Source organism: Dendrosporobacter sp. 1207_IL3150 (assembly GCF_036763085.1).
In the GTDB taxonomy this organism is placed as follows: Bacteria; Bacillota; Negativicutes; order DSM-1736; family Dendrosporobacteraceae; genus JBAIYU01.
In genome coordinates, this window is record NZ_JBAIYU010000010.1 from 200,894 (window position 1) to 221,582 (window position 20,689).

The following is a 20,689-nucleotide window of genomic DNA, read 5'->3' on the forward strand; positions in this document are numbered from 1 at the left end:
TAACTAGCTTAAGTTATCTAGAATTAAATAACCGGTCCTAACATGTAAATGTCCATAGAATTAGTATAGCCGGAAATCTCCGCTTTTGTCATAGCTCCCGACGCAATGACAACAAGTTCTTCAAGAACTCGCTGTCCAGCATCAGGAATAGTATCTCCGCCATCAATTACAGCACTCAAATCCATATCAATGTGGTCACTCATCTTTTCAACTGCTGTTCTGCTGCCAGTAATCTTTAGCACTGGTACAAATGGAAATCCTTGCGGTGCTCCTCGGCCTGTAGCAAAAACGATTACATTACACCCTGCCGCGGCCAATCCTGTAAGAATCTCCGGCTCCCGGCCTGGCGAGTCCATAACTACAAGCCCCTTAACCAGGGGTTTTTCGCCATACTCGTATACGGCTTGAATGGGCGCACTTCCAGCCTTAGCAATAGCACCAAGTGACTTTTCCTCAATGGTAGTCAAACCACCTTTGATATTTCCTCCGGTAGGCTGCCCGCCGCGAATATCTTCTCCAACCGCAATAGCTCTTTTTTCCATGCGTGTAACAAGGTCTAAAATTCCTTGTGCTACCTCTTCGTTTACAGCGTGGCTGGCCAGAATATGCTCTGCTCCAATAAACTCAGTCACTTCGCCCAATATCGAGGTGCCGCCAGCAGTCACTAGTAAATCTGAAGCAACACCTATAGCTGGGTTTGGTACTAGTCCTGAGGTAGTATCTGAACTGCCGCACTTCATTCCCATTACTAATTCACTAATAGGAAAAGGCTCGCGCTGCAGCAGCGACGCTTCTCTTACCATTTCCTGCGCCAATAGAATACCTTGAGCTGTAGTTTTTGCAGCTCCTCCTGTTTCCTGCACAATCAGATGTTCTACACGTTTGCCGCTAGCTTGTATCCCTGAGATAACTTCCGCCAGGTCAGTGCTTTCGCAACCTAAACTTACAATAATCACCGAGTGCAAGTTTGGGTTGCGTCCCAATCCAATCAGGGCATGATTGACCCGTCCAATATCAAGAGGTGTTTGACAGCATCCCTGATGATGCGTAAAGCGCACTGTCCCCTGCACCTTTGACGCAATAGCCTCGACCACTTCATTAACACATACTACTGCCGATAAAATTCCCACATAATTTCGCGTACCTACTGTTCCATCAGCACGACGGTATCCGAGAAATTCCATTTTTCTATACCCCCTTTTGCAAGTCGCCTCGTCCGCGGAGGCTTTCAATATTCTGCACATGTGCATGACACCCGATAGGAATAGCAAGTGTTGCTCTCCCTATAATTTCACCGTACTTGATAATATTTTCCCCCGCTATGATTGAACGTACTGCAAACTTATGTCCATAAGGAATGTCTTCGGTAATTGTAGTCTCTTGAATTTCACGCCCAAGACGTACTTTTGCTTTTTGCCCTGGTTTTAAAGCTTGTACTGCTGTCGCCACATTATCTGATTTATTTAAGATAATCGCATCAATAGCCATTACTTTTCCCCCTCTAACATTTTAGACTTTCTGCTAAACCTATTTAATTATTACAGCAACCCCGTCCGGAATTACTGTAAATGAAGCATCAGCTCCTGCGATTTTTTGGGCAGCTTCAACTGCTTCTTGAATTGTTGAGGCTGCCTGAAAGCCCATATCTTTTATGAGCTGATGATCACACTGATCTGTGACAATAAATACTGTATGCTTTAATTGGATGCGTGCAATAATTTGAGCTGCCCATTGATCGGGAATAGTGGAATTTCTATCGATTCTCATGATCTTGTCCATTATTTCCTTTGCCCCGCCTGTTGCCTCTTTATACCACCGGTAAAAAGCTTCTCCGCCGTGACCGTCATTGCAGGCAGCACAAATAATAATTATTCCACCTCGTTTACAGGTTGCCTCACCCGAGGATAATCCTTTTACTAGTTGATATATATTCTGGTCAAGTGGATAGCCGCCATTGGAAGTTATTACAATATCAGCAGGCTTTGGCTCGACTGAAGCCAACTCTCCAACAAACTTACAGCCTGCCAAGTGAGCTTGCTCCATATCACCGGCAAAAGCACCAATTATTTTTTTATCGGCATCTATAACAACATTGATAATAAACGCTAGCTTTGCCTCTTGCGCGGCATAAAGCATATCTATGTGAATTGGATTGCCATCTAGTATTCCGGCACGAGCTTTTTCATGAGCAATAAATTCAGCGCAGTGGTTAACTTGAATGGTTTCTCCGCTGACCACTCCTGGCAGAATACTTTTCCGCCCCCCAGAAAAGCCTGCAAAAAGGTGAGGTTCAATAAATCCTTCAGCTATAACAAGGTCAGCTTCCATAATAAGCTTATTAATATGCAGTTCTCCGCCTGATGGCAGTTTACCGATAGACACGAGAGAGTCGGCATCCCAGCAATCATGCATAACGATCTTTTCTGTTTGCAGCAATTCTTCGCCAAACTTTGCGATGAGTTCACGTTCAGTGCTTGCTCTGTGAAATCCAGTAGCAACTAAAAATGTTATATCCGCCTGAGGATTAGTACGGCGAATCTCTTTTAACAATAAGGGACTAATTATTTTAGTGGGAACAGGCCGTGTATGGTCACTTGTTATAATTACGATTTTTTTATGACCTTGCACAAGTTCGCTAAGCCTTGGTGATGCAATCGGATTAGCTAGCGCTCTCTGTACCAATTCCTCCTCACTGGCCTCCGGTGTGTAGTGGTGAGCGCGGGATTCTAAAATACCGTTTAACCGCTCTTCTGGTATGGCAACAGTAATGTGGTTTGTACTATACGGAATTTGAATATTTGTCATTGGCACCTCCAAATTATAAGAAATTTATAACTCCTTAGATTAATTCGCTCACAATAAAGAATGTGCCTTTGTTATCAATTCATAAAAATCATACTGAATAAAAGTATTCTATTGTCCACTGTGAACATGTTTGCGAAATTAATTACATCTTAAAGCACCTTTTCAACGGCATTATTACTGCATTTACTAAAAACCCAAGAACTGCTAAGATGTTCTTGATAGCTAATTTGTAATTTCCTTCTTACAGGGGGTTTCGGAATATGATTATTTCTACGGAAATGGCACAAAGCATTGTTGATCAGCTTATGGATATAGTTCAGAGAAACGTCAATATTATTGATTGTAACGGAATTATTCTCGCTTCCGGACAAGGTCATCGAATTAACACATTTCATCAAGGCGGTCTGGCTGCCGCAAACACAAAAAATGTAATTGAAATCCAGGTTGAAGACGTTGCTAAGTACACCGGAGCCTTGCCGGGAGTTATGTGGCCGATTAATATTAAAGGGAGGATCGTTGGTGTAGTAGGGGTAACTGGCGAGCCTTGTGAGGTACGCAATACTGCAAAACTTGTCAAAACGGTTACAGAACTTGTTCTCGAACGAGAAATGTTTCTGGCAGATTACCGGTCTGAAAATAGGGTAAAAGCCCAACTAGTAAATTTGTTGTTTTCCGACAACCCCGACTTAATTTCTGATGACGTATATACCTTAGCTGAGATGCTCAACTATACAATCAAACTTCCTAGAAGGGTAATGTTAATACAGCTAGAACCACTTAACAATTATGAATTTTCGTCTGATGGCCTCCAAAATCTATATTCAGACCGTATTAGAGAAACAGTCTTAAATAAAGTTAAAGAATCTCCCTTTTTAAATAAGGAAGACATCTGCTTGTTTTATAAAAAGAATCTTTGTCTTATTAAATCAGAGTCTGAACAGTGGGAAACAAAAAAACGCGACAATTTTGCCGAGCAGCTTGTAACTATGCTTAGTTCCATCCAACCACACCTAAAAGTTCAGGTAGGGCTTGGCGGCCGAGCACTGAATGAATCCCAGCTTCGCCTCTCCTTTAATGAAGCAAAGTGCGCATTGGACTTCTCTAGCGATAACACCATCCGTTCAATTCATGATCCTGAAATTTTACTAAGCTATTTATTTAAAGCAGATCGTGTTAGTTACGACGATTCATTAATACTACAAGAACTAAAGCTTAATTTCGACCAAATGAAAGACAGCTGCGATATGTCTAAAACGCTAGATTACCTCCTAAAAAACAACCTAAATGTTTCTTTAACGGCAGACAAGCTTTTCATTCATCGGAATACCTTGAAATTTCGTCTAGAAAAATTCAAAAAATTTGTAGGCCTAGATCCATGCCATTTTTTCCAACATGCCATGCTGTGTAAAATTATCCTTTATATGGAGAAAACTGATTGCTCCCATTAGTCATTCCATTACTTTATCTGTTTATATATAAATTCTTTTAATTTCTATATAAACATGCTAATATAAAATCCCCTTTAGACCGAGAAAAAGTAACTATAACTTAACTCGTCCTAAAGGGGATTTTTCTGGCTCAGTCTTTTCACGATGGTAGGCTTATGCTTTGAGGAAAGCAGAAAATATTTAAAGGATCATACGTTTTCTTGATATACTGCAGCCTGGTTAGGTTATGCCCGAAATATGCTTGCTCATAGTCGGGGGTTTTGCTATATGGGAAGTTTATATATGATCCACAAGTAATTGTGTGTACATATTTATACCCAACACCAACCCATCTCCGATGTTTTTCGGCTTCTTCTTTGCAATGCCATGAAGATACTAGCGCTATAATATAGTCGGCCTGCCTATAGGAGAAAGCTGTCTCGTGTGCTTTGATATCGCGCACAGCTCCCCCCAGAGAATATACACGTATCGAGGAATTATTCTCGGAAGGAGCTTTATCAACTATATCAATCAGTCTCCCTAATTCTTCTCTCGAGAAAAACCTTTGGACAAATCTTCCTGCTGCTTGAAAGGCTTCCTGCTTTGGATATATCGCTCCGATAGTTTTTATGGCATTAATAAACGGAACGTATTTAATAGTGTCAAGAGTTAAACCAGGTATATCCAGTAGAGGTTGCAAAATACGTCTCGCCTCTGAAACTGTACCATAGAAAAAAGCATTTACCCAGGCTCCAGCTTTATATATCCCACCAAATAAGCTGATCCGGCGGTCTAACTGATACAGCATCTCCTGCCACACCTTTAGAAAGCTGTTTCTAGCCAGTATGTTATTATCCCATCTTAGCTGAACCAGCGTTATGTTATCTACTTTACTTTTTAATTTAAACTTATAATCACTTATAACACCAAAATTACCGCCCCCAGCCCCTCTTAATGCCCAGAACAAGTCTGAATTGCAGTGGTAATTTGCCGTTATCTGCCTGCCCTCGAAATCGAGCATATTCGCTTCTAACAGACTATCAGCCGTTAAACCTAGATAACGGGTAGATAATCCAATGCCCCCTCCCAACACTAAGCCCGATATTGCTACTGTTGGACAGGTTCCTCCTGGGAAAGTGTAACCGTGTTTATAGACACATTCATATAGAGGTAATAACCTAGTTCCGGCTTGGACTTCAACAGTGCCTTCTTGATTATTTACTTCTATCTTGTTCATTGTTGATGTATCTATAACCATTTTTAGTGTGCCGTTCGAATACCCCTCATAGTCATGACCTCCCGACCTAACCCGAAGCTCAATCCCATGTTTTCTTGACCAAAGTATTGCATTAGCGATGTCGCCTGCATCAGAACAATAGACAATAACTGAAGGATATCTATTTATTGCGATATTATAATCTTCCCTAGCTTGAGCATATTCAGGATCACCTGGTACTACAATTTTTCCGGTTAATCCTGTATATTTCATTTTCTCACCGCCTAATTGCTTTTATATATACTATGTAAATTAGTTACTCGCGGAAACTTATCCTTAGAACCCTAGACGCGACAAAGCCAGTCGACCAATGGCCGCTGGCTTATACTCTTTCAGATTGCCACGCGCTTTTTTAAAACGTAGCAAATTGTTTTATTTAATAGTCGCACGTAATTATGTTAGTACCGCAATTAAAATTGTTCGTTGCCGCTAAGTCTTCTTTAATTTGTTCCAAAATTTCTAAGAAGTGTTCAGCTTCACGGAGTACGTGATCTGCTAGCAACGGTGGTATCAACGATACGACCTTGCATGCTTGGATTAAATCTCTAGCCGCTTCTTTAAAATCTCGTATTTGATTAACGGCTTCTGTTACATCGCCTTCGAAACGAACTAAGTCATTATTAGGACGGAAATGCCAAAGCATACTATCTAGATCGCGAGCGTGCAGTTGTAATTGCTCAAACTTAACTGTAAAGTCGTTTGCTTGTGTTATAAAGCCTCTCTCTGAAGGATCAAGTAACCCAGCGATGAATTTAGCATGATCTCCCATTATTCGCAACCAGAAGATATTATCGCTTACAATTGAATCTACTGGATATTTCATATCACCATCATTGATTTTTTCCAAGAGTTTCAGAAAGTACAGTGCCTCACGAGAAATGTGATCTACAAGCAATGGATAATTTGAGCCGCCAATTTTACATTCGATTAATAAATGCAATACGTGCCGTTTAAAAGCAAATATTCTTTTGACTGCAACCATAACCTCACAAACAAAATTTCTAAAGTCATCTTCATTACAAATTCGTTGCGAAAGCCGTTGTAAATCCTCGAACAGGTTATAAAAGCATTCCGCTTCTTCAATTAGTTTAGTATCATCACAACTAAATCCTAGTTTCATGAACAAGGAATGTTCTTTCATTATTCGAAGCCAAAATTGAATCTGCTTCATAGTCAAATCTTCGTAAGGCTTTACCTCTTTACAGAAAATATCCACTAAAAACCCCTCCTTAATCAATACTATATTACATAATATGTGTGCTTGATTAGCTAGGTGAATTTTATAATTTCTAGAACGAACGTTGGGTAATCATCGTTATTGTTCAGCAATGCAGCAGTAGATCAGGGACAGTTCAACCGTCACTAGTTAACCTAATAAAAAATTTAAAATAGGTAGTCCGCTGTTACGACCTATAACTACATCTGAAATGAATTCCTTCCCAGCTCTGGCCTCTCAAAACACCTACAACATATGCTTTACGTTCATAAAAAAACAGCGGCTACCCCTTTGGTAGACGCTGCCTTTTGGAATATATTCACATCTATATTGAAATATAAGTATACCATTGTCTGTCGCAATGATTAGAGACGCTTTTCTGCGACTAATACTGTATTAAAAAAATCATCGATTCTTAGTATAATTGTCCATCATCGATGCAGTATCTAAAAAAACTACACAGTTTCGTCCTGCACGTTTTCCTTGATACAACGAATAATCTGCTCTCTTTATGACATTAGCTATAGTATCATCTTTGCTAATAACAGATACGCCTAATGTCAAAGTTACCGACAAGCGTACTTCTCCGCAAAAATATACCTTCTTCTCCACCGTACTTCTAATGCGTTCCGCTCGTTCCTTGGCGTTTTCCGAAACTGTAGCTGGCAACAGCAGTAGAAATTCTTCGCCTCCCCACCGTGCAACAGTATCAGACTTTCTAACCAATTTTCTAATATCTTCCGATACACAGCGTAATAAACAATCTCCAGCATCATGTCCATACACATCGTTTACCTTTTTAAATGAATCGATATCAGCAATTATAATAGCAAATTCAGATCCGTTGCTAAGATACTTTGCAAATTCTTCTTGAATTTTGCTTTCCATATGTCTCCGATTATAAAGACCGGTCAACGCATCCGTTCGCGAAATCAGATCTAATTGCTGATTCAGTAACTCTAATCCTTGATGAGCCATCTTTAATTGAACGTTTTTATCCTGTAATTCTTGGGTCCGCTCCGAAACTCTATTTTCTAGTGTCATATTCAAGTGCATCAAGTTATTTTCCGCTTTTTTTCGCCTTGTCCTATTAGCCAAAAGCGCTAATATTAACGCAGTTTCAATCAAGAACAAAATTATGCCGCCAATAATATACCACTTATATAAATCCCAAATACTGCTTTCCCTATATTCAATTATACTGCCTTGGGGAAGGCGCTTCTCAGATATGCCCCACCGTTTTAACGCTCTCCAGTCAAATACATATTCATTTGGTGAAACATTCTCCAGAATAACCTCGGACGGCTGTCTTCCTTCAAATATTTGCACTCCATATTGGGCGATATTACGCCCGACCAATTCATAATTATAGAGATGACCACCAACAATTCCCTTACCAATAGCATGTCTGATAGTTGCATAAACAGGAGCTTGCACTTCTCGGCATATCGCTTCAAGAACTTGTTCGGGAATAAAATTCTTTCCCTTTACATCCGTAACCCACCTTATAAATAGAATTGCCGAATTGTCACTGGCATTACCGACACATTCCAGCATTTGATCATAGGGGAGCTTATTCAAAAAGGCGAATTCCACTTGGGGATACTTACTTATGGTTTGTTTTAATTCCCCAACAACTCTTTGTTCTTCAGATGAATCACCAACGACAATATATATTTTGGCAGTTAATGGATTAAGCTGCAGGATATTTCGAATATTACTATTATAATTATCTGTTTCAATACCGGTAACCACAGTAACATCTTCCGGTATCTCCCTCAATTCCTTTGTATCTTGATCCCATACTATGATCATTGGCACAGTTGGGAATACATTTTTACCATAATTGAGAATAAACTGATTTAATTCCCCGCCGGCAATAATCAAATCTGGCTGATGTCTTTCATATTTGGCTTTAAAATATTGCGCTGTATCAGCAAGATACTTCTCATTGGTGTGATGCGCTAAGCCAAAATATTCATACGAATAATTGACTTTATATTGAGTATTATTCTGAAATCCTTGTTGCAGTCCTTTGTTAAAATCTGTATGCAGTGGAAAGTCCGGGGTGTGCGGGAGCAGCACAAGTATATTTTTTTCTATTTGAGCAGCCGCGTTGCAAAAAGAAATAGCATAACAAAAGATTAACAAAGTAAAACCCAGTTTTTTAATTGATATTAATCTAGTAAAAATTATCTGATCCTCCACCAAACTTTGTTGAAATCCAACATAAAGCTACTGATAATCAACAGAAATGAATATCCCAAGTTCATTTCAATATAACTTGAGCTTAATAGTATTCTCCTTTATGGGGAATTATCCATTTATTCTCTCTAATGGATTGTTCCCCCTGCCAAATTAATAAAAGTTCGACAAAAAACAATTAATTAATATCATAAGCTCTTCAAAGAAACATTTCAAAGGCACTGACATACTAAGATATCAAAATGCATCTTAGCATGGACATAGAACGAGGGGCTTAAGATCTTCGTAATAGCGCTGCTTATTTTCTTTTTGACTCCAGAATTTATAGCTTTTTCTATATATTCATCTTTTCCAAATTAATGTCTTCAAGAAGTATTACATTATGGATTTCTTTGTCAATTGGCCTAAAAGAAAAGGACGGTTCTTGCTTGCTAGTTTTCAAATTTCCAAAGAAAGCTATCTCTAAACAAGTATTAGGTATGAACACAAATACTAAAATTAATAGCTCCACCCCAGTCTTAACGATTGGTGCGGAGCTATTTGCTTTACCAAAAAAAATTCATTTTTATCCCAACTATCATTTTAACCTAAATATGTTTAACACCATTAGCTCTACCATAAAGCCCTAGCAATTGAGACTAACTATTATTTATGGCCGCCGCTACAGCTTCGACCTGTTCCTCACTGCTATTATTAACATAGTTCATTAACTGTTCAGCTGTTAGTGGAGGACTGTAGTAATAGCCCTGATATTGCCTGCATCCAAGTTCTTGTAACATATCTCGCTGCTCTTGCGATTCAACATATTCGACAATAGTATCAATTTCAAGCGAAGAGCACAGTGATACGATAGAATTAATTATCTCTTGACAGTTTTTATCATCAACTACGTCCTTGCTTAATATCTGATCAATCTTGAGAGTATCGACTCTATAGTCCTTTATATATCGTAAGGAAGTATGCCCCATCCCAAAATCATCAATGGCTATTCGTATGCCCGTTTCCCTCATTTTATCAAGGTTGTGTCTTGTCCGAACATCGTCGTTAAGTGCTATGTTTTCAGTAATCTCAATTTCAAGGTCGCTAGGTCGTAGTCCATTAATTTTAATTGTAGCCAATAAATCATTTGTAAAATCTTTGTCCTGCAACTGTACCGCTGAAACATTGACCGACATTCTGATCCTATCAATGCCACTTCTCTTCCAGTCACGCAATTGCCGACAAGCAGCACTAATTACCCAATTTCCAATATCTCTAATTAATCCCGTTTCTTCGGCAATTGCAATAATTAATAATGGCGAAATGCTGCCATATTGTTTATGCGACCATCTTAATAGTGCTTCAACGCCAATCATGCGATTAGTGGAGTCGAACTGAGGCTGATATACAAGTGTGAATTCCCCTTTGGCCAAAGCAATTTTAATATCATGCACAAGAACCCGTGCCAATACGCCTACACTATCATTTCTTGTCAGAAGTTGTTCACGAAGGTGAGGATAAGATTTGTTTACCTCCCTGAGAAGTATACTTAGGGATTTCATATCTCGCCTTTTTTTTGTTTTTCATTTATTATTATAAACGGCAAATAGATCGCTGAACCAATTAAAATTTGTACTATTTGTAACGCTACGCCGCTCCAAGAATTAGTAGCAATATACCCACTAATAAATGGTGGTGTTGTCCAATGTACACTTTCGACAACTATTGAGATTAATCCCGTACTAATCGCTGAGTAGGACACACAAGTAAGCACTAAAGGTACCGTAATAAAGGGAATTAGAAATATCGGGTTAAGTACAATAGGTAACCCAAATATTAATATTTCATTAATATTAAAGATTGCAGGAACTATAGAAAGCTTAGTCAGCCACGCCATATTACCTCGCCTTGAAACAAGATAGAGCGCCAACATTAAGCATATTGTAGAACCCGCTCCACCGATTAATACGAAGCTATCCATCAACGTTTTTGTAAATGCTTCACCTGCGATGTTACTACCATCAGCAAGTTTGTATATCATCTGTAAATCTTCTAATTTTATATATTGTAAAAAAGGTTCCATGATATTACTTCCATGTAAACCTAGGAACCAAAACACATGAATTAACAGAATCAATACAATCATTTTAGCTAAAGGGCTTTCAATTTCCTGAATTACCCCTGCAAACCAATTGTAAAAACCACTATTTAAATATTCTATATTTGGACCAACTAGAAATATATTTAATACGGCAATAATTACGATTGTCCCAATAGCTGGAATAATACAAGATAATACTTGCTGTAAAATTGGATCTGCTATATCGGTAAATAGCTCAATATTAAGTTTATTAATTGATAATAAAAACAGAAAGATTTCCGTCGATATAATAGCGGTAACAATGGCACAAAATACACAGCCTACTCCTAGAGATGAAAAAGAAATTTCCCAAGAGACATTGTGTAGATAGGTCTGCACAAAAGTTAAATAGCAGGCGAAGGATACTATAGCAACGGCTAATGGGTGTACTTGCCCCCTTTTAACCTGTTCAGTTTTTTCACATAAAAAATAACTTATTGATAGTACCAGCGAAATTGAAATTCCATTTAACGAGGCACTAGTAACTGAATGCCAAAATGCAGACCAGTTAGCCCCAAACCACGCTAGCATCAATTGCTGATACCACAATATAGTCACTTCAGATAGCATTGTTGAAAATGCACCTATAACGAAAATTGGGATATTAAGCAAAACTGCCCTGCGCACTGCTGCAATATGCCGTTGATTCGCTATAATATCCACCAGTTGAACACTATTCATTTTTCCGAAACCTCTCATCCATTGTTTGCTCTATATTGATAAAACTTTAGATGGAAACATTACTCGTTATAGTTGCAAATTATAGAATTATTTTATGATTTATATTTCGCCATCGAATTATCATCAATATTTAATTTCCATACCATAACATTATATCCTTAAATTACCTTATTCGACAATAGATAGCAAAATATTTAACACTAGAAATATCGCGCATAAAATTCAGCATAGGCGCGATACTTGCATAAAAGAAGGCCGCCTAAAGTAAATAGATATCTATCTACATTGGGCGGCATTTTATATTTATGATTCTACAATTAGCTGTTTACGGCGCATAGCTACCATGCGGTAAACAATGATCGGTATAACCAATAGTGGAATTCCAATATACAGTGATGTTCTAAGTTCTTCGGTAAAGGCGACAAATATAAGACAGGCAATCTGCGCCCAAATACCAAATTGAGTTACATATGGAAAGAGCGGAGCCCTATATTTAAGAGACTCAACCTCAGATGGTTTAAGCTGACGACGGAAATTAAGCTGGCTCCAGCAGATGGATATCCAAGCAATTGCACCGGTAAAGCCGGATAGTGCTAATAAATAAGTGTAAATACCCTGATCTTGATCAAACGTATATAAAACTACGCCTATCCAACATACGAAAATTGAAAGCACTGTGGCATTCTGAGGTACACCTTGATTATTGAGTCTACCTAACCACTTTGGGGCCATCCCCTCTTGAGCTAACGCATACATGGCCCTAGTACAGCCATATAATCCCGAGTTTGAACATGATATTGCAGCAGTAAGCACAACAAAGGAAAAAATTGCGCCTACCCATTCCAAACCATAAGAACTAAGCGCTGCGGCAAATACACTGGTCTCCAGGCTAGCCTTATCCCATGGAAAAATCGTCACTAAAAGCAGCATAGGGATGATATAGAGAGCAATAACCCTAACAGTGACTTGCTTGATTGTCTCGGGAATAGCCTTTGCAGGTTCTTTGCTTTCCCCGGCTGCCAAACCAATAATTTCTGAGCCCTGAAAGTTTACCAAAATAATTACCATAGTTAATAAGACTGCCCAATAACCCTCAGGTGCAAAACCACCACTTGACAATAGTACACTGGTTCCGAGCATCTCGCCCCCACCACCAATGACACCAAAAAAGATTAAAATTGCTAATCCAGTAAACATAACCAATGCGGCGATTTTAATTAACGCTAGCCAAAATTCCATTTCACCAAACAGGTTGACCCGTGACAAGTTAATGAACGTTATAGCCAAACCAAACAGCACAGCCCACCACATCGAACCGACTACTGGAAAAAAACCATTCATAATAATGCCTGCTGCAATCATCTCAGATGGAACATAGGTAACCCATGTCATCCAGTAACACCAGCCTACACCACATGCCCAAGCTGGTGATATATAATCTCTGGTGTAGCTAATAAATGAGCCAGTAACTGGTCGTGCAACAGCAAGCTCACCCAAACAAACCATTACAGCATAAACAATAAGACCACCCAGTAGATACGCCAACACTGACGCTGGGCCAGCTTTCCCTATTATATAGCCACTGCCTAAAAAGTAACCGCTGCCGATAATTCCACCCAAGGCAATCATCTGCAAATGTCTGCTTTTTAGCCCGCGCTTCAATTCTTGATTTGTTGCCATTTCTTTCAAGTATCATTCCTCCAGTACTCTTTAATTGTTCTATGTAAATGATTATAATCATAATCTTTTTCCCAATCAATGCCAAAATGTAAAAAATACAAAATTATTCCTGATTTATTCAAATAACAAATTAGGTGTCAGTGGAAGACAATCAACTGCCTCCCACAGGACCTATCTTAGTGATACCGGAAGGCTGATCTTAGGAATGGATTCCACTACTTCCGGCCGATAATAGCCATTATAAAAAATGCCCTACAGCTCTTAAAGTGAACTGTAGGGCATTATTAATTATTTAGTAGTTTTTTCTTTCCCGCCATTCAAAGTTTTTTGCAGCATTTCAGCGGCAGCTTGAACAGCTTTCTTCGTCTTTCCACCAACTACAATATGATATTCTGGTTTCCACCAGGAGCCGCCCGACTTCCCAAAAATAATATTAGTCTGGGGGTATTTTTCTAATGTTTTTTTCACGCTACGAGAAATATGAGATTTAAATAGAAAAAAGACCGACAAGGATAGTTCGCTGCGAACAGGGTTCTGAACACGGTATATTTTATTATCCGCTTTAATTAATGGCTTATCATTCATTTGCATTTGCTTTTCTTGCTTATATTGGTATTGCATGTTTGTCCCCCCTTTTTTATTATATTTTGATTTTATCAGGTATTACCAAGAAAACATATAGCAAATTTTTCAGTTAATCTCATTGCAAAAATATATTCATCAAAAAGGGGCTTTACCTACTGAAGCTTTGTCTTTTATTTACGGGCCACCGCCAGGGAAGAAGCTGCAAGATGCTTTCTAAGTTTTGATACTACAGGCAACACAACAACTGCCGCTACTCCAATCTGAACAAGATTGCCAGGAATAGACGTCATTGGTGCCAGCCAATTACCATAAATAATACCTTCGGCTATATAATAACCGACCACCTTTATGAGACAAGCAGCCGCTAGCGCCATAACATAAGCTGAGAGAGTATGGCGCTTTTCGCATATAGCGCCAACCGTATACCCCATAAGACCGACAATAATCAGAGTAAACGGGGCCCATAAAAACCATCCGCCTATTATATCAAAAATCGCCATACCGATTCCACCCGCCAAAGCGCCGAACCGCCGACCATAGAGAATAGCAATAATAAATAGGGGTACATTTCCCAAATGAACCAATCCGCCGTTAGCGGCAATGGGCAGACGAACATTTACAAAAACTGTACAAATAAAAACGAGGGCAATGCCCAATGCTGCATAAACTAGTTGTTTTGTTTTACTAAAAGATTGCTGTTCCATCCGAGTCTCCTACCTTTCACTAAATGACAATTATTTCTTTTAAAATACTCAAATGCTTCCTACAAATAATATATAAGATAACATAGTAACAATTTTGATGCAACACCCATTACAAAAACGTTCATTCTGTATACAATAAAATATGCTATTTAGATAGTACTATCTTTGAATTTTTCGACTTAGCTAAGCTTCCAGTCTAATAATGGCAAAAACTATATGAACATAAAACATGTTACTAAGAGTTTTTATATAAATAGTTGGAATATCCAAAAATAAAAAATCACGCCTCCTACATCTGCACAGAAAGCGCAACTTTTGTTAACAGATTTGTTTTATCTTTTTCGTATATACTAGCTCAAATAATGCGTCAACAACTCTTGGATCAAACTGTCGTCCCTTTCCTTTGCCTATTATTTCCACAGCTTGTTTAGTACTCATTGCCTTACGATATACTCTATCAGAGGTCAATGCCTCATATACGTCTGCAACAGTGAGAATTCTGGCAATCATAGATATTTCATCTTTCTTTTTACCATTAGGATATCCTTCACCATTATAATGTTCGTGATGATCTAGAATGGCTTCGCTAACCACTTGCAGTCGCTTGATATGCTTTATTGCATTGTACCCGATCTGAGGATGACGCTGTATTATCAAAAACTCAACAGCATTAAGGCGCTCTGGTTTATTTAGAATTGATTCGGGAATCCCTATTTTCCCAATATCATGGAGGATAGCTGCAATACTCAGTTCTTTTAAAACCGCATTATTTAGTCCCATGATTTCACCAATTAATAAGGCTATTCGTTGTACGTTGATACAATGGGTTCCTGTTGACGGGTCTCTAGTTTCGATAAGATGAGCCAATGAGGTTACAATGTCCATTAGAATCTCTGAGTTTTCCTTTTCTAAAAACACTTCTTGCGTTATATCTGTTACTATCTCATAAAGATACTCAATATTTCCACATTCATCCCTAATTGGAATAACTGTTTGTTTTCCGTATATTGTTTTGCTATCTTTCTCGTATTTTATCCTTGTACCATACTGAGGTTTTCCAGAGGCCAGCGCGGTCTGCACAAGGCAATCACAACAAATGTCACCATTGCCTAACACGTCGTAACACTTTTTACCTTGAATTTCACTGAGATTGAATCCTGTAGCACTTTTGACTAATTCGTTGACCTCAATAATAGTAAAGTCTTTCTTTAAAGTCATAACAGCACCTGGCATATGCATAAACAGCGATTTCATCGCATCAAAAGATTCCTTAATTTTAGATTGAGTATTCCTCGCTGCTTTTCGATTTTCAACAAAAGTAGTATATGCAATTAACAAAAGTAGCAAAAAGCTTAAGCTATGTAATAATATAAAAAAATTATTACCATGGTAATCAACCAATTCATGTATTATAGTGCTGAAAATATTAATTGAGACCACCACGAAGCATAATAGTACTGCATTTTTTTTCATCTTAATTCCCTTCACGACCTTCCCAAGCTAGGCTTATGAGCAGAATTACTAGTCACTTTCACATATTAATGCTTTGCCGGTATTCGGCAACCGTCAAAAAACACACCCAGGCGGACCCAGGTGTTACTTAACGAATTAAACAGCAACCTGGCAATCATAGTCTCCACGACCTTAGACCCATAGCTTTGCGTCCTTACCTTTCAGTAAGTTTGCCGAATATTGTCTAATTTTACATTCTACTGTCATCATGTCTATTCCTCTAGGGCAATTGTCCAAAATTAAAACTTAACCCAAATCTTCCACGGATAAAACTAAATAAGTCACCACAATATATTAATAGTGTTCATGACGGTTTATCGCGCTTGATAGGCAAAATTAAAGTGCAGGCAAGATAATACACGATACACGTTAGTATGAAACAATTTAAGACCATATCTTCTAACTAACCCTAACTACGTCAAAGAGTTTTTTAGACACGCTTATGTTAACTAACAAAGTAGCAAGACCAGACGAAATCACTAGTATTAATAAACTGGAGGAGATAATATGTCTAAGCCCGAAACTTATCCTGTAATTGATCCGTCAAATGAACCTATACATGCAAAGGATAACGACCACCATATGCGTGAGCCGAATACCGGATCAAAAAAACTAAGAAATCAGCACCACACTGGCGAGCGTCACGGAGAAGGCTCCTAATTTTGTATTTAATAACGAGTTCATAGAAGAAAATGCCCTCTAGCTCAGCACTGAGCTAGAGGGCAAAACACTTTTATGGAATAGCTAATAAATCAATTGATGTAGCATCTGTAAGTGACTCATACAATCTGAATGCATACTTATATTACTGCTACCTCTATATCACCTATCTAAACATGGCAAAAAAAACACCATCCAAATATTTGGTGGTGTCTTTTCATTGTCATATATTTGTCAGTTTACTTACCTCACAATTAAATTGCGCCAGTTAAGTGAACTAAGTTTAGCACAAATAAAGAAGCTGCAATAAAAACCATTGCGGCTGCGCCAATCTTAAATGCCATAATACCATCCCTTTCTTTACCACATTTTTCAGTCAATACTTAACAATTCATCAAGAAAAGACTGAATATAACAGGAAATGTAACAGAATTTGAAGTAATATATGACTCTTTTATTGTACTCCTGTTAAAAACTTCTTGCAAAGACACTTAAAAGACATTTAGACTGTAACCGGGGTTTAAAATTAGGTAAACTTAAATTAGGTACTATATGATTAAAATAACGCCCGCTTAGTTCTGATTAGAGCCATACCGAGCTTTAAAACTACAAAATCCGACATATTTACAGTATCTGTAAATACATAAACGCACAATGCTTCCACAAATTAGATAGAGGTATGAGAATATAAACCGTTTTGATCTTTTTATTATTTCTCTCTATATTTAAAAATTAGTATAAAATAACACTTAAATAAAATCTCGAATTAGAGGTACTATAAATGGATGAACAATATTATGAAAAACTATTGAACATAAACACCTCAGGGGAACAAAAAATATTCAATGACTCATTGCACTACAACAGATATGAGCCAACCTCCTACTCTGTATTAGAAATATTAGATAAGCATTATAATTTCAAAGCAGAAGATAATATTGTCGACTTTGGCTGCGGAAAAGGAAGGCTTAATTTTTACATAAATCATTTTTTCAACTGCACTGTTACAGGTATAGAAATGAATAACTTCTTCTATAAACAAGCTATGGATAATAGAAAAGATTATCTAAAGAAACACAAAAATAGCATGAACAAAATAAATTTCTTAAATTGCTTTGCAGAAGAATATAATATAAAACCCTCAGATAATAAATTTTACTTTTTTAACCCTTTTTCAATACAAATATTTATTAAGGTTATCGGAAATATTTTGATTTCTGTAGAAAGCTTTGAAAGAACAGCAGACATTATATTGTATTATCCATCGTATGACTATATATACTTTCTAGAAAATACCCCCTTCGTGCTTGTGAATGAAATAAAAATACCTTATCTATATGATAACGACCCTCGTCAAAGTGTTTTAGTGTACAGGCTAGACTATAAAAAATGTACTTAATAAAAAAACCACTATGCGTTCGCATAGTGGTTCTTCTGTAGATAGTGCTTGAAATACTCCACTCTTATATCATGTAACATAAAGTATTCTCGCTGCTAAATGCCAAACGACTAGGTTGTCTTTCATAAATCATATAGGCCATTTCACCGGAGTAGCAAATGACTTTAAAGCCTGTCTGCTGCCAAAAACATATAGACTCTTCGATTGATAGAAGTAGAATGTCGTAAGAACATCTGCTCTTGATCTGTTCTACAAACATTCGACCATAGTTATATCCTTGATGTATAACTGCGATTTCAAGCACGTCAATCCATACGACTTTACCTTCTATATCACATTTTAGCTCTCCGACAACCTCAAAGGGAAATCCCACAGATATAATGCAATATCCTATAAATTCACCCTTTTTATTTGAAGCAATATACATAGTTTTTTTACGCATCTTTGCGTTATTTAGCTCATCTATACTAAAGACAAAAGAATTATTAATTATGTCTAAAACCGCATCAGGAATAATAGTCTCCGGTGATAGCATAATTTCTGATACTTGTAAACCTGGTTCCACCACCCACAAGTTCCCCCTGCTATAAGGTAATATCTTATTATCTACAATCATGGCAATACCCATGCAGCAAGAATTCGTTATGTTTCCTAACATTGCCATAGAACGTGGTTCGGCAACTTGCAAAAACCCGTCTTCTTGGTCACTTTCTCAAATTCACTTCATATAAAGACCAATCACAGAATAAAAGCAAATGACTCCACCTTATATAGGTGGAGTTGAATATATATTTTTGGTGGAGGCTATCCGTTACCTCGCAAATCGATCTAAGGATTACATTGTTTATTCTGCCCTGTTAATAGATCAACCGCAGAGGTTGCTAACATCTTTGTTGCAAGATCCAATGCAGTTTCGTCGAAATCAAAATAAGAATCGTGATGTCCTGCCGCTAGTTTCGCTCCAATCATCATGTAGCACGCTTGACCAGCATTGTGCTGAACCCTTTCCATGAAGTACGAGAAATCCTCACTCCCGCCAGCATCGCAAGTATCAATAATATCATCAAATATTTCTAATCTTTTAGCTATCTCATTCAGTTTTTCAGCTAGCTCAATAGAATTATTACCGCCTACCGCACTGCCCATTCGAGTAATTTTCACATCTACATCATACATATTTGCCGCTGATCTTACAACTCTTATCGCCTCATCTACTATATATTGGTTGATTTTGCTAGTGGCTCCCCGCGTTTCGAACTTTAATAAAGCATTGGCAGGAATAACATTGCGTCCACTTCCCGCTTGAAGTACACCGACATTGATTCTAGATGATCCCTCACCATGCCGGGAAATAGCATGCAAATTCAATGCAGCACATGCTGCAGCAAGTAATGCATTTTTGCCCGTTTCTGGGGCTGCACCAGCGTGAGCAGGCATCCCGCTGAACTCAGCGTCATATTTATTAGTTGCTAAAAAACCTGTAGCATTACAGATCAATTGCCCTGTCTGTTTTGCTTTAAACCCGAGATGAGCTCCCAACAAATAATCCACATCATCAACAATGCCTTGTGCTACCATGGCTTTTGCGCCTCGTACACCTTCTTCGGCCGGTTGAAAGATAAGTTTTATTGTTCCTGCAAGCTGATCCTTTAGTTCTATTAAGATTTCCGCGACTGCAAGACCAACTGAAATATGCCCGTCATGACCACACGCATGCATTGCATCCTTATTTACAGAGTTAAATCCGGCCTTATATGGATAATGGCGTTCTTCTTCGGCCTCACAAGTGTCATTAGCATCCATATCAAACCGAAGTGCGACAACTGGTCCTTGCTTATCAAAACTAAAACTAGCAACAACGCCAGTTTTGCCTCCAGCCATTTGATTTATCCATTCTGGGTTCGCTCCTTGATCTATAGCCCGCTTCATATGTTTAGCAAGTTCATTTTCATTTGGAACACCCATCATTTCCTTCTCAGCTAATACTTGATTCCCTGTTTGTACCTGATACCCTATCAATGTTAGAGTATCAGCAACAAAAGCTGCCGTACGAAATTCCGTCCACGCCGCTTCAGGATACCGGTGTAAATCGCGCCGTCTGGTAATTGTAACTTCCCGTATTTTATCAGCTATTTCTATAATTTTGTTTACTAACATTTATTCTGCTCCTTTTTAATATTAAACAAGAACACTTCTATATGATCGACTTATACGTGTTTATACACAGAACCTTAATAAATTGGCAAAGACTTTCCGTCTTAGATATTTCTCCATTGGATTTCATCCATAGCTTGCAAAATCCCGTGAAACTTTATAATATAGCACAATCGCTATCGATAATTGGTAAAGGCTAAACATTGTTACAAGTCGTGTTTCTTCAATTTTATTTTTGGTTTAGCTATTTTCATATAACAAACCTA

At 38.0% G+C, this 20,689-nt stretch carries 17 protein-coding genes and 1 riboswitch; of the genes, 3 read left to right on the top strand and 14 right to left on the bottom strand.

All coding sequences use genetic code 11. The features are described from left to right. Positions 1–23: 23 nt before the first annotated feature. Genes V6C17_RS04425 through larA form a run of 3 tightly spaced genes read right to left on the bottom strand, consistent with a single transcriptional unit; the run spans position 24 to position 2,805 of the window. Positions 24–1,184 (bottom strand): UxaA family hydrolase, encoded by a 1,161-nt coding sequence (locus tag V6C17_RS04425; RefSeq protein WP_333521335.1) that lies wholly within the window; start codon positions 1,182–1,184, stop codon positions 24–26. A 4-nt stretch (positions 1,185–1,188) separates the two neighbouring features. After that, positions 1,189–1,488, bottom strand: a complete 300-nt coding sequence (locus tag V6C17_RS04430) for a UxaA family hydrolase (protein ID WP_333521336.1) — start codon at positions 1,486–1,488, stop codon at positions 1,189–1,191. Positions 1,489–1,527: 39 nt separating this feature from the next. Next, the gene (gene larA, locus V6C17_RS04435; RefSeq protein ID WP_333521337.1) at positions 1,528–2,805 is read right to left on the bottom strand and encodes a nickel-dependent lactate racemase; all 1,278 of its coding nucleotides are present in this window, start codon (positions 2,803–2,805) and stop codon (positions 1,528–1,530) included. Positions 2,806–3,065: 260 nt separating this feature from the next. On the opposite strand from larA, the gene V6C17_RS04440 reads away from it, so the two are divergent. Beyond that, positions 3,066–4,253, top strand: coding sequence for a CdaR family transcriptional regulator (locus tag V6C17_RS04440; RefSeq protein WP_333521338.1), 1,188 nt, complete (start codon positions 3,066–3,068; stop codon positions 4,251–4,253). 139 nt (positions 4,254–4,392) lie between these two features. Here the strand turns inward: V6C17_RS04440 and V6C17_RS04445 are convergent, their stop codons facing one another. From V6C17_RS04445 to V6C17_RS04485, 9 genes are all read right to left on the bottom strand, one after another. Further along, the gene (locus tag V6C17_RS04445; RefSeq protein ID WP_333521339.1) at positions 4,393–5,721 is read right to left on the bottom strand and encodes an FAD-binding oxidoreductase; all 1,329 of its coding nucleotides are present in this window, start codon (positions 5,719–5,721) and stop codon (positions 4,393–4,395) included. Positions 5,722–5,884: 163 nt separating this feature from the next. Continuing rightward, complete coding sequence (locus V6C17_RS04450; RefSeq protein ID WP_333521340.1) at positions 5,885–6,724, bottom strand: DUF2935 domain-containing protein; 840 nt, start codon at positions 6,722–6,724, stop codon at positions 5,885–5,887. A 405-nt stretch (positions 6,725–7,129) separates the two neighbouring features. Then, positions 7,130–8,875, bottom strand: coding sequence for an ABC transporter substrate binding protein (locus V6C17_RS04455; RefSeq protein WP_333521341.1), 1,746 nt, complete (start codon positions 8,873–8,875; stop codon positions 7,130–7,132). 692 nt (positions 8,876–9,567) lie between these two features. Then, positions 9,568–10,470: a putative bifunctional diguanylate cyclase/phosphodiesterase gene (locus tag V6C17_RS04460; protein ID WP_333521342.1), complete on the bottom strand. Its 903-nt coding sequence runs from the start codon at positions 10,468–10,470 to the stop codon at positions 9,568–9,570. After that, complete coding sequence (locus V6C17_RS04465) at positions 10,467–11,729, bottom strand: PTS sugar transporter subunit IIC (protein ID WP_333521343.1); 1,263 nt, start codon at positions 11,727–11,729, stop codon at positions 10,467–10,469. Before V6C17_RS04465 ends, V6C17_RS04460 begins: the two co-directional genes overlap by 4 nt. Before the next feature lie 303 nt (positions 11,730–12,032). Further along, the gene (locus V6C17_RS04470) at positions 12,033–13,409 is read right to left on the bottom strand and encodes an amino acid permease (RefSeq protein WP_333521959.1); all 1,377 of its coding nucleotides are present in this window, start codon (positions 13,407–13,409) and stop codon (positions 12,033–12,035) included. A gap of 288 nt (positions 13,410–13,697) precedes the next feature. Beyond that, positions 13,698–14,030 carry a hypothetical protein gene (locus tag V6C17_RS04475; RefSeq protein WP_333521344.1) on the bottom strand — a complete coding sequence of 111 codons (333 nt, stop codon included), beginning with the start codon at positions 14,028–14,030 and terminating at the stop codon, positions 13,698–13,700. A gap of 134 nt (positions 14,031–14,164) precedes the next feature. After that, a complete protein-coding gene (locus tag V6C17_RS04480) occupies positions 14,165–14,698 on the bottom strand; it encodes an ECF transporter S component (protein WP_333521345.1) in 534 nt (177 codons plus the stop codon). 318 nt (positions 14,699–15,016) lie between these two features. Next, positions 15,017–16,171 (bottom strand): HD domain-containing phosphohydrolase, encoded by a 1,155-nt coding sequence (locus V6C17_RS04485; RefSeq protein ID WP_333521346.1) that lies wholly within the window; start codon positions 16,169–16,171, stop codon positions 15,017–15,019. 138 nt (positions 16,172–16,309) lie between these two features. Next, positions 16,310–16,395, bottom strand: a riboswitch (cyclic di-GMP riboswitch). Between the two features lie 322 nt (positions 16,396–16,717). On the opposite strand from V6C17_RS04485, the gene V6C17_RS04490 reads away from it, so the two are divergent. Both V6C17_RS04490 and V6C17_RS04495 read left to right on the top strand, forming a co-directional pair. Then, positions 16,718–16,870, top strand: coding sequence for a hypothetical protein (locus V6C17_RS04490; protein WP_333521347.1), 153 nt, complete (start codon positions 16,718–16,720; stop codon positions 16,868–16,870). 781 nt (positions 16,871–17,651) lie between these two features. Then, complete coding sequence (locus V6C17_RS04495) at positions 17,652–18,269, top strand: methyltransferase (RefSeq protein WP_333521348.1); 618 nt, start codon at positions 17,652–17,654, stop codon at positions 18,267–18,269. Between the two features lie 64 nt (positions 18,270–18,333). On the opposite strand, the gene V6C17_RS04500 is transcribed toward V6C17_RS04495, so the two are convergent. Both V6C17_RS04500 and V6C17_RS04505 read right to left on the bottom strand, forming a co-directional pair. Beyond that, positions 18,334–18,837, bottom strand: coding sequence for a hypothetical protein (locus tag V6C17_RS04500; protein WP_333521349.1), 504 nt, complete (start codon positions 18,835–18,837; stop codon positions 18,334–18,336). 260 nt (positions 18,838–19,097) lie between these two features. After that, complete coding sequence (locus V6C17_RS04505) at positions 19,098–20,426, bottom strand: amidohydrolase (protein ID WP_333521350.1); 1,329 nt, start codon at positions 20,424–20,426, stop codon at positions 19,098–19,100. Positions 20,427–20,689 lie beyond the last annotated feature (263 nt).

What these genes read in the sequence shown, in the direction of transcription:
- V6C17_RS04425 (WP_333521335.1), bottom strand. Translation starts at nt 1,184, where the DNA reads ATGGAATTTCTCGGATACCGTCGTGCTGATGGAACAGTAGGTACGCGA.
- V6C17_RS04430 (WP_333521336.1), bottom strand. Translation starts at nt 1,488, where the DNA reads ATGGCTATTGATGCGATTATCTTAAATAAATCAGATAATGTGGCGACA.
- larA (WP_333521337.1), bottom strand. Translation starts at nt 2,805, where the DNA reads ATGACAAATATTCAAATTCCGTATAGTACAAACCACATTACTGTTGCC.
- V6C17_RS04440 (WP_333521338.1), top strand. Translation starts at nt 3,066, where the DNA reads ATGATTATTTCTACGGAAATGGCACAAAGCATTGTTGATCAGCTTATG.
- V6C17_RS04445 (WP_333521339.1), bottom strand. Translation starts at nt 5,721, where the DNA reads ATGAAATATACAGGATTAACCGGAAAAATTGTAGTACCAGGTGATCCT.
- V6C17_RS04460 (WP_333521342.1), bottom strand. Translation starts at nt 10,470, where the DNA reads ATGAAATCCCTAAGTATACTTCTCAGGGAGGTAAACAAATCTTATCCT.
- V6C17_RS04465 (WP_333521343.1), bottom strand. Translation starts at nt 11,729, where the DNA reads ATGAATAGTGTTCAACTGGTGGATATTATAGCGAATCAACGGCATATT.
- V6C17_RS04470 (WP_333521959.1), bottom strand. Translation starts at nt 13,409, where the DNA reads ATGGCAACAAATCAAGAATTGAAGCGCGGGCTAAAAAGCAGACATTTG.
- V6C17_RS04475 (WP_333521344.1), bottom strand. Translation starts at nt 14,030, where the DNA reads ATGCAATACCAATATAAGCAAGAAAAGCAAATGCAAATGAATGATAAG.
- V6C17_RS04480 (WP_333521345.1), bottom strand. Translation starts at nt 14,698, where the DNA reads ATGGAACAGCAATCTTTTAGTAAAACAAAACAACTAGTTTATGCAGCA.
- V6C17_RS04485 (WP_333521346.1), bottom strand. Translation starts at nt 16,171, where the DNA reads ATGAAAAAAAATGCAGTACTATTATGCTTCGTGGTGGTCTCAATTAAT.
- V6C17_RS04490 (WP_333521347.1), top strand. Translation starts at nt 16,718, where the DNA reads ATGTCTAAGCCCGAAACTTATCCTGTAATTGATCCGTCAAATGAACCT.
- V6C17_RS04495 (WP_333521348.1), top strand. Translation starts at nt 17,652, where the DNA reads ATGGATGAACAATATTATGAAAAACTATTGAACATAAACACCTCAGGG.
- V6C17_RS04505 (WP_333521350.1), bottom strand. Translation starts at nt 20,426, where the DNA reads ATGTTAGTAAACAAAATTATAGAAATAGCTGATAAAATACGGGAAGTT.